Annotated in this window: 6 protein-coding genes and 1 tRNA gene; all 7 read left to right on the plus strand. The window is 69.4% G+C overall.

Going from position 1 to position 7900, the window contains the following annotated elements; translation table 11 throughout:
- Nucleotides 1–66: 66 nt before the first annotated feature.
- Nucleotides 67–1656, plus strand: a complete 1590-nt coding sequence (locus VF106_RS41275) for an SdrD B-like domain-containing protein (RefSeq protein ID WP_330845468.1) — start codon at nt 67–69, stop codon at nt 1654–1656.
- Nucleotides 1653–3191, plus strand: a complete 1539-nt coding sequence (locus VF106_RS41280; RefSeq protein ID WP_330845469.1) for a carboxypeptidase-like regulatory domain-containing protein — start codon at nt 1653–1655, stop codon at nt 3189–3191. Before VF106_RS41275 ends, VF106_RS41280 begins: the two co-directional genes overlap by 4 nt.
- Complete coding sequence (locus VF106_RS41285; RefSeq protein ID WP_330845470.1) at nt 3188–4717, plus strand: hypothetical protein; 1530 nt, start codon at nt 3188–3190, stop codon at nt 4715–4717. The genes VF106_RS41280 and VF106_RS41285 overlap by 4 nt, the downstream gene beginning before the upstream one ends.
- A gap of 152 nt (nt 4718–4869) precedes the next feature.
- On the plus strand, nt 4870–6282 hold the full coding sequence (locus VF106_RS41290; RefSeq protein ID WP_330845471.1) for an FAD-binding protein: 1413 nt from the start codon (nt 4870–4872) through the stop codon (nt 6280–6282).
- Nucleotides 6283–6313: 31 nt separating this feature from the next.
- A tRNA-Lys gene (locus VF106_RS41295) sits at nt 6314–6386 on the plus strand.
- Nucleotides 6387–6635: 249 nt separating this feature from the next.
- Nucleotides 6636–7208: a 3'-5' exonuclease gene (locus tag VF106_RS41300; RefSeq protein ID WP_330845472.1), complete on the plus strand. Its 573-nt coding sequence runs from the start codon at nt 6636–6638 to the stop codon at nt 7206–7208.
- Nucleotides 7209–7290: 82 nt separating this feature from the next.
- Nucleotides 7291–7900: serine hydrolase domain-containing protein (locus VF106_RS41305; protein ID WP_330845473.1), on the plus strand; the 610-nt coding region annotated here is incomplete at its 3' end.

Consider the following 7900-nt stretch of genomic DNA (forward strand, 5'->3'; position numbering starts at 1 on the left):
AATCCAGCCTGCACTGGGGAAAACGCGCGAGCCGGCCAAACCTCACACGTCTGATTGGGACCAACTTTGACCAGAGTTGTCACGCTGTTGATCAGTGCCGTCCTGGCGTTCGCGAGCGCGGCACCGGCCGCCGCGGCCGCCGCGGAAGGCGCTGACCTCACCGTGGCCGTCGTGCTGGACAAGGCGGCCTACCTCGCCTACGAGGACATCGTGGTGACGGTCACGATCACCAACAACGGCACGGCCCCGGCCGCCGCGGTCGCGATGAACTGGACCCAGAACGTGATGCTCGGCCCGACCATCACGCCGGTGCTCTGGGAACCGTTCCGCGCCGGACAGGGCGAGGTGACACTCCAGCCCGGCGAGAGTGCCGAGCTGCCGGCCACGTTCCAGCTGGCCGAGATGGTCGACGTGCTGCGCTTGTCGTTCGCGGTCAGCACGACGAGCCCCGAGACCGACACCGCGAACAACACGACCGACGCCGAGGCGACGATCACCACACGCACCACCGATCTCGTCGGCACGCTCTACGGTGACCGCGACGGCGACCGGCAGGTCGACCCCGACGAGGTGATGAGCGGAGTCCTGATCACCGGAACCGGCGGCGTGCCGCCCACCGACATCTCGACCCGCACCGACGCTGCCGGGCGGTTCCTCGTCGAGGACGTCCCGGAAGGCTGGTACCAACTCGAACTCGGCCTGCCGGTCGGTTGGCAACCGGACGAGTCCAAACGGGTCTCGGCGCTGGTCGGCGGCGGCGAGGCTGTGGTTCGCGCCGTCCGCGACTCCTCCGGACTGCGTGCCTCGATCACGTTCGACCGCTCCGTCTACGCGGTGGGCGACACGATCCGGGAACAGGTCACGCTCACCAACACCGGCACGACCGACCTCGCCGGGGTGACGGCGCGATGCGTGGAGGGCGCGGCGCCCAACGAACTCAGTGGACTCGGTTGGGGCGACCTCGTGCACGACGGGGCGCCAGGCGTGACCGTGCGGGCCGGCGAGACCAGGACGTTCGACTTCACCGACGTGGTGCCGCCCGGCGGCCGGCTGTTCGGGTTCATCACGATCACCTGCTGGTTCAGCACCGCGTTCTGGTACTACGACGGGCCCAAGGCGATGACGCGGGCCGAGGTGCCGGGAGGGAGGGGCTCGTCCGGCGGCAATTTGTTCGTCGACCACAACGGCGACGGCTTCTTCGACGAGGGCGAGGGCGTGCCGGCAGTCAAATTGTTCCTCGTCGCCGATGACGGCGCGGTCGTCGGCAGGGCTGTCACCGATGCGGGCGGCGGCTTCATGTTCTCGGATCTGCCCGCCAACAGCTATCACCTCCGGGTCGCCGGACCGTGGCGGCTGGTCGATCCCGACGGGCGCGTTGGCGTGTACGACGGCGCTGTCATGACCGCCGGTCAGCACCGCGTGATACCCGGCCCGCACCAGCCTGACCTCGACGCTCCCAAGGAGCCCGCATCCGCGCCTCCTGCGCAGACGTCCGTGCCTGCACCCCCGCCGGCGCCCGCGCCGCAGGCCTCGCCCCGTCCGGCGAACCTCGCCGACACGGGCGCCGACGTCGTCGGACTGACCGTGCTCGGCGCGCTGTTGTTGCTGGCCGGTGCGGGGTTGCGGCTCGTCAGCAGACCGGAGGAGAACTCATGACGCGTGTGCTCTCCGCCGTGCTCATCGTCGTGCTGGCCATTGCGAGTGCCGCGCCGGCGGCCGCGGACGAGGGATACGTGGACCTGTTCGTCACCGCGAACCTGGACGCGCCGGCGTACCTCCCGTCCGATGTCGACACGATGCGCCTCGACATCACGATCCTCAACCAGGGCACGGCGCCGGCGACCGGAGTCGTCGTGCGGTCCGAGGGCAACGTGGTGTTCGCACCGTGGGGTGACCTCGAGGAGTCCGGCCCGGGGATCGAGCTCGATGCCGGCAGGTCGATGACGTTCGCGCTCACGGCGAAGACCAGCGAGCAGGACATGGCCCAGCGGTTCGAGGTGGTCTCCGCAGAAGCGGACCGCAACCCCGCCGACAACCGCGACACGGTCGAGGCCTTCCTCACCGAGAAGCAGGCCGACCTGACCGTCATCGTGCACTACGACGCGGACCGCGACGCGGTGATCGACGCCGGCGAGACCAGGTCCGGGGTGATGGTCGCACTGGCCGGTGGGCTTAGCTGGCAGAACTTCTCGGCCCGCACGGACGCGGCCGGCGTCGCCCACTTCCCCGGCATCACGGGCGGCGAGTACACCCACCAGATCAGCACACCGCATGGCTGGTACACCAACGCGTACGAGCACGTGAAGGTCCGGGGCAGGACCAACGCGGCGGTGATACGGGCGACCTACAACAACCTCTCGGCGCTCGTCCCGACCATCGTGTTCGACCGCGACACCTATGCTCCTGGCGACATGGTGCGGGAGCGGGTCACGCTCACCAACACGGGCGCCACCGACATCGTCGGCGTGGTCGCGAACTGCGGCCAGCCAGGCATCAAGGAGAACGTGCTGAGCAGTCTTGACTGGGGCGAGCTGGCGTCCATCGCGGGCAATCCTGGCGTGGTCGTGCGTGCTGGTGAGACCCGGACGTGGGAGTTCACGGTGCCGCTTCCGCCCAGGGCGTGGGAGTACGGGTACATCAGCCTGCGCTGTTACTTCGCGCCCGTGGGGTGGCACAACGGATCGTCGGTCGCGGACGTGCGCGCGGCCGTGCCCGGCGGGTTCGGCACCATGGCCGGAACGCTCGTCGACGAGAGCGGTACGACGCTGTCCGGCATCACGCTCCTGATGATCAATACGGTCACCGGCGCTGTCGCCGCCCGCGCGGAAAGCGATGGCGCCGGCCGGTTCCAGTTCCCCGAGATGCCGGCCGACCTGTACGAGCTGCGGCCGGTCGGGCCATGGCGCCTGCGCGACGTGGGCCTGTTCCCGGTGCAGGTCATGGCCATGACGCCGCACGACTACACGGTCGTCCTGATACCGGGGCCGACCTGGCACGACCCGGACGAACCACCGCCAACGACCCCTGTGTCCACAGTGGACGCACCGACGATCGCGCCGAAACCACAGGCGTCCGTCCGTCCCGCGAACCTGGCGGACACGGGCGCCGACGTGGTGGACCTGACCGTGCTCGGCGTCCTGCTCGTGCTGGTCGGCGCCGGTCTGGTGCTGGTCAGGCGGCGGCCGGCATGAGGAGCCTGCTCACCGCCGTCCTCGTCACCATGTTGAGCGTCGCCGGCGTCGCGCCTGCCGCGGCCGAGGAGGAGTACGTCGACCTGGCGGTGATCGCGGAGTTCGACAAACCTGCCTACCTGCCAACCGAACTGGTCACCTTGCGTGTCACGGTGATCAACTCGGGCACGGTCGCGGCGACCGGAGTGGTCCTGCGGGCCACGGGCACCCCGGAGTTATTCACGGCGGCGGCCTGGGGCGAGTTCGCCGACGGTGGTCCCGGCGTGAAGCTCGCGCCCGGCGAGCAGAAGGAACTGTCCATCATCACGCATCCGAACGACCTCGGCGAGGGCATGACCCAGCAGGTCGAGACCGGGTCGGCGGAGCAGGACAGCGACCCGACCAACAACCGCGACACGGTGGCGGCCTTCGTGACCGCCGAGCAGGCGGACCTCGCGCTCACCGTGTACGGCGACGCCGACCGCGACGGCGCGGTCGATGAGGGTGAGACGCTGACCGGTGTGCTGGTCACGGTGATCGGTGGTCTGCGCTACGAGACGTTCGAGGGCCGAACCGACGCCGAGGGCGTCCTGCGCCTGCGAGGAATTCCGGGCGGCGAGTACGGGGTGAAGGCCGGCCTGCCAAACGGTTGGCAACTCGACCTGAGCACGCGCATCAGGATGCGGGCCGGCGAGAACGAGGTCGCGCTGCGTGCCCTGCACCACGACATGACGAAACTCGTCGCGAACCTGACGTTGGACCGGGCCACCTACGCGCCCCTCGACGTGGCGCGAGCGCGGGTCACGCTCACCAACACCGGCGCGACGGACCTGTCCGGGCTGCGTGCGGAGTGCGGCGGCATCGGCATCGAGTACGGCGGCGGGAACAACCTCCTTGTCGAGGACTGGGGCGAACTGGGTGACCCTGGCGCGACCGTGCGGGCCGGGGAGACTCGCACGTGGGAGGTCACCGGAATCGTGGGCCCGAAGTCGTGGGACTACGGGTTCGCGGTCCTGGCGTGCGAGTTCACGGTGCCAGGCGTGAGCCCGGGGGCGTTCGCGCAGGCGCGGGCCGTCGTGCCGGGCGGTAGAGGTGCCGTCGCTGGCCTACTCCAACTGGATGAAAAGTTGGCGCCGGGAATCAAGCTCCTGATGGTCAATCCGACCTCCGGCGAGATCGTGGGCCGAGCCACCAGCGACGCGAGCGGACGTTTCGACTTCCCGGACCTGCCCGCGGGAGAGTACGAGTTGCGCCTGGTCGGGCCGTGGCGCTGGGCGGAGTTCCCGGCGTTCATGGTGCAGGTGCGGGCCGGCCTCGTCCGCGAGTACCGGCTCGCCGTGATGCCGGGCCCGACACAGCTCGACCCGGACGCGCTCCCGGTGTCCATTGTGGACAAACCGACGATTGTTCCGACACCACAAGCGTCCCCGCGGCCGGCGAAGCTGGCCGACACGGGCGCCGACGTGGCCGAGCTGACCGCACTGGGCGTTCTGCTCGTGATGGCCGGCGCGCTGCTGTTGTGTGCGCGCCGTCCGCGCCGAACCTGAAACTGCGTGTCGTTCTTCGTGGTCCCCGTGTGGGCGCCTTGCCACACTTTTGTGACATAAGGCGTCCTAACGCTGGGGGTACGGATGTGGGTTGGCGCTGCGGAGCGCAGTGCCAACCCACATGCGCCGGCAACTCGGTATCGTGCACGCCCGTGCACAAGGTGAACATCAGTCGCCGGGCAGTGCTGGCCGGCGCCGCGGCCACGGTCGTCGCGTTCGACCCCGTCAACATGGGCTGGCTGACCGCCGCCGACGCCACACCGGGTGTCCGATTACCGAACCTGGACGGCGAAATCGTCGTCGACGAGAAGTCCCGCACCGAGGCCGCCGACGACTACGGCCACCTCGTGCACCGCGTTCCCATCGCCGTCCTACGTCCGGGCTCCGCCCAGGACATCCAGAAACTCGTGCGTTTCGCCAACCGCCACGGCCTGACCGTCGCGATGCGCGGCCAGGGCCACTCGACCTACGGGCAGGCACAGGCCAGCGGCGTCGTGATCGACTCCAGCACCCTGTCCACCATCCACCGGATCGGCAACGGCCACGCCACCGTGGACAGCGGAGTCCGTTGGCTGGACCTGATCAAGGCCACCCTGGCAGCGGGCCAGACACCCCCGGTGGCGACGGACTATCTCGGCCTCTCGGTGGGCGGCACCCTGTCGGTGGGCGGCATCGGCGGCGCCACGTCACACCACGGACTGCTGGTCGACAACGTCCTGTCGCTGGAGGTCGTGACGGGCACCGGCGAACTGCTGCGGTGCTCCCCGGCCGTCCGCCCGGACCTGTTCCACGCCGTGCTCGGCGGCCTTGGCCAGTTCGCCGTGATCACCCGCGCCACGGTCCGCCTGATCCCGGCCCCCACGACCGCGCGGGTGTACCACCTGACCTACCCCGACCTGCGATCACTCACCGCGGCACAGCGCGTCGCCCTGCGCGACGGCCGCTTCAGCTACCTGGAGGGCCAGGCCACGCCAGGTGCCCCCTTCCTGCTGGAAGGTGTCGCGTACCACACCCCACCAGCCGCCCCTGACGACACGGCGCTGCTGTCCGGCCTGGCCCCGTCGAGCGTCCAGATCACCGAGATGCCGTACTTCGACTGGCTGAACCGCATCTGGGACGTGGTCCAGCAGCTGATGGCACTGTGCCTGCCCGGCCCGTGGATCAACCTGTTCCTCCCCGACGAGGCGACCGACGCGTACGTCACCAACCTCCTGGCGGAGACCACCCCCGCGGATGCCGGTGGGGTCGTGCTGCTGTACCCGGTCCTGAGGTCGCGGATCCGTCAGCCGTTCGTGAGGCTGCCGGACAGCCCGGTGGTGTTCCTACTGGCCCTCCTACGGGCGACCCCCACCCCGGAAGACGCCCAACGCCTCATCCGGGTGAACCGAGCCCAGTACGAACGCGCGGTAGCGGTCGGCGGCACCCACTACCCGGTAGGCGCCATCCCCCTGACCCAACCCGACTGGCAAACCCACTACGGCGACCAGTGGCGATCGTTCCGCGCAACCAAACACCGCTACGACCCACACCACGTGCTCGGCCCAGGACAGGGGATCTTTCAGTAGCGCACAACCCCCCTCGCTACGATGAGCCCACGGGCCGTTAGCTCAATTGGTAGAGCTGCGGACTTTTAATCCGTAGGTTCTGGGTTCGAGCCCCAGGCGGCCCACGACCTCTGGCCGACCCTGCTCGCTTGCTGACGCAAGCTCGCTGGGTCGGTCGTAATAATTTTGCGGGGGCGACCCCCGCAGGCCCCGCGGTGCGGTTGGTGTCTGACTCAGCGTGGTCCCGTTGGGCTTGGGTTGCTCTGAGATGTGGTCGCCTTGCTTGCTGGGTTGGTCGTCGTTGTGTGGCTGGGGCGTGCTCGGCAGGCTCTGCGGTGCGCTCTCGGTTGCGTTGAGTGGTGCACCATCTAGCGGTGACCGACTGGACTCGCCTGCGTTACGCCGTCGTGGACGTTGAGGGCAACGGGCAGCAGCCGCCTGACCTCGTGGAGGTCGCCGCTGTGCCGATCGTCGGTGGTGTGGTTGGCGCGCCGTCGAGTTGGCTGGTCAGGCCCGCGCGGCCGATCACGCCCATCGCCCGGCGCATCCACGGCCTGACCAACGAGCGGGTGGCCGGTGCGCCTTCGTTCGCGGAGATCGAGGACGAGGTTCGCCGGGTGCTCGATGTTGACGTGTTGGTCGCTCACAACGCGCACGTCGACGTCGGGGTGTTGCAACGCCACCTGGGTGAGTGGCGGTGCCCGCGGGTGCTGGACACGCTGACGCTGGCCAAGCGTCTTCTGCCCGGTCAGTCGAGCTACAAGCTGGGCGCGCTGGTCCAGGCGTTCGGCTTGGCCGCGGGCTTGCCGGACGACCTGTCACCCCATCGCGCCACCTACGACGTGCTGGTGGCCGCGCGTCTGTTCGTGCGGTTGGTCACCCGGGACGGCGGCACGCCGCTGTCCGTCGAAGAGCTGCGTGACGAGGAACCTCCGACCCTCTTCTGACCACCGGTAGGTGACGTCGTGTCAGGGGTGGTGTCAGTGCGGTGGCCGTTCGGCGTCAGGGTGGTCGGTGATCGTGGTTGCCATGATCAGTTCAGCGATGGGTACCAAGAACAGCAAGCGGTTCTTTCGACGCGTGGGAGTCACGGCGTTGGCGGTCACGCTGCTGGCCGGGGCGGCCGTACCCGGGGTGGCGACCGGTGTGGCCGGCCAGGAGCGGCCTGAGCTGCGGGAGGCCATGCAGTCGTTCGTCGATTCCGGGTTCACCGGGATGCAGTTGCGGGTGAACGACGAGCGGGGCGAGTGGGTCGGTAGCGCTGGGGTGGGCAGGCTGGGCGGAAGCTCCAAGCCGCCGACCAACGGGCGGTTTCGGGTGGGCAGTGTCACCAAGACCATCACCGCGACCGTGGTGTTGCAGCTCGTGGCCGAGGGCAGGGTCGGGCTGGACGCGCCGGCGGTGAACTACCTGCCCCAGTTCACGCTGGATCCGCGGATCACGGTGCGGATGCTGAGTTCTTCGCCGCGCTGCGGGGCGGCAGGCTCCTGCCGGGCCCGCTGCTGGCCGAGATGGACACGCCGGACCCGACGTACGGCTACGGCCTGGGTGTGTTCGTGCAGGACGGTTCGACACCGACTCCCTTCCCGCCGCCGAGCTGCGGCGCCACCGTCCTCACCCACAACGGCGGCGTCCAGGG

Source organism: Actinophytocola sp., assembly GCF_036378875.1.
In the GTDB taxonomy this organism is placed as follows: Bacteria; Actinomycetota; Actinomycetes; order Mycobacteriales; family Pseudonocardiaceae; genus Actinophytocola.

Excerpts from the sequence above, each read along its gene's own strand:
- VF106_RS41280 (WP_330845469.1), top strand. The coding sequence starts at position 1,653 with ATGACGCGTGTGCTCTCCGCCGTGCTCATCGTCGTGCTGGCCATTGCG.
- VF106_RS41285 (WP_330845470.1), top strand. The coding sequence starts at position 3,188 with ATGAGGAGCCTGCTCACCGCCGTCCTCGTCACCATGTTGAGCGTCGCC.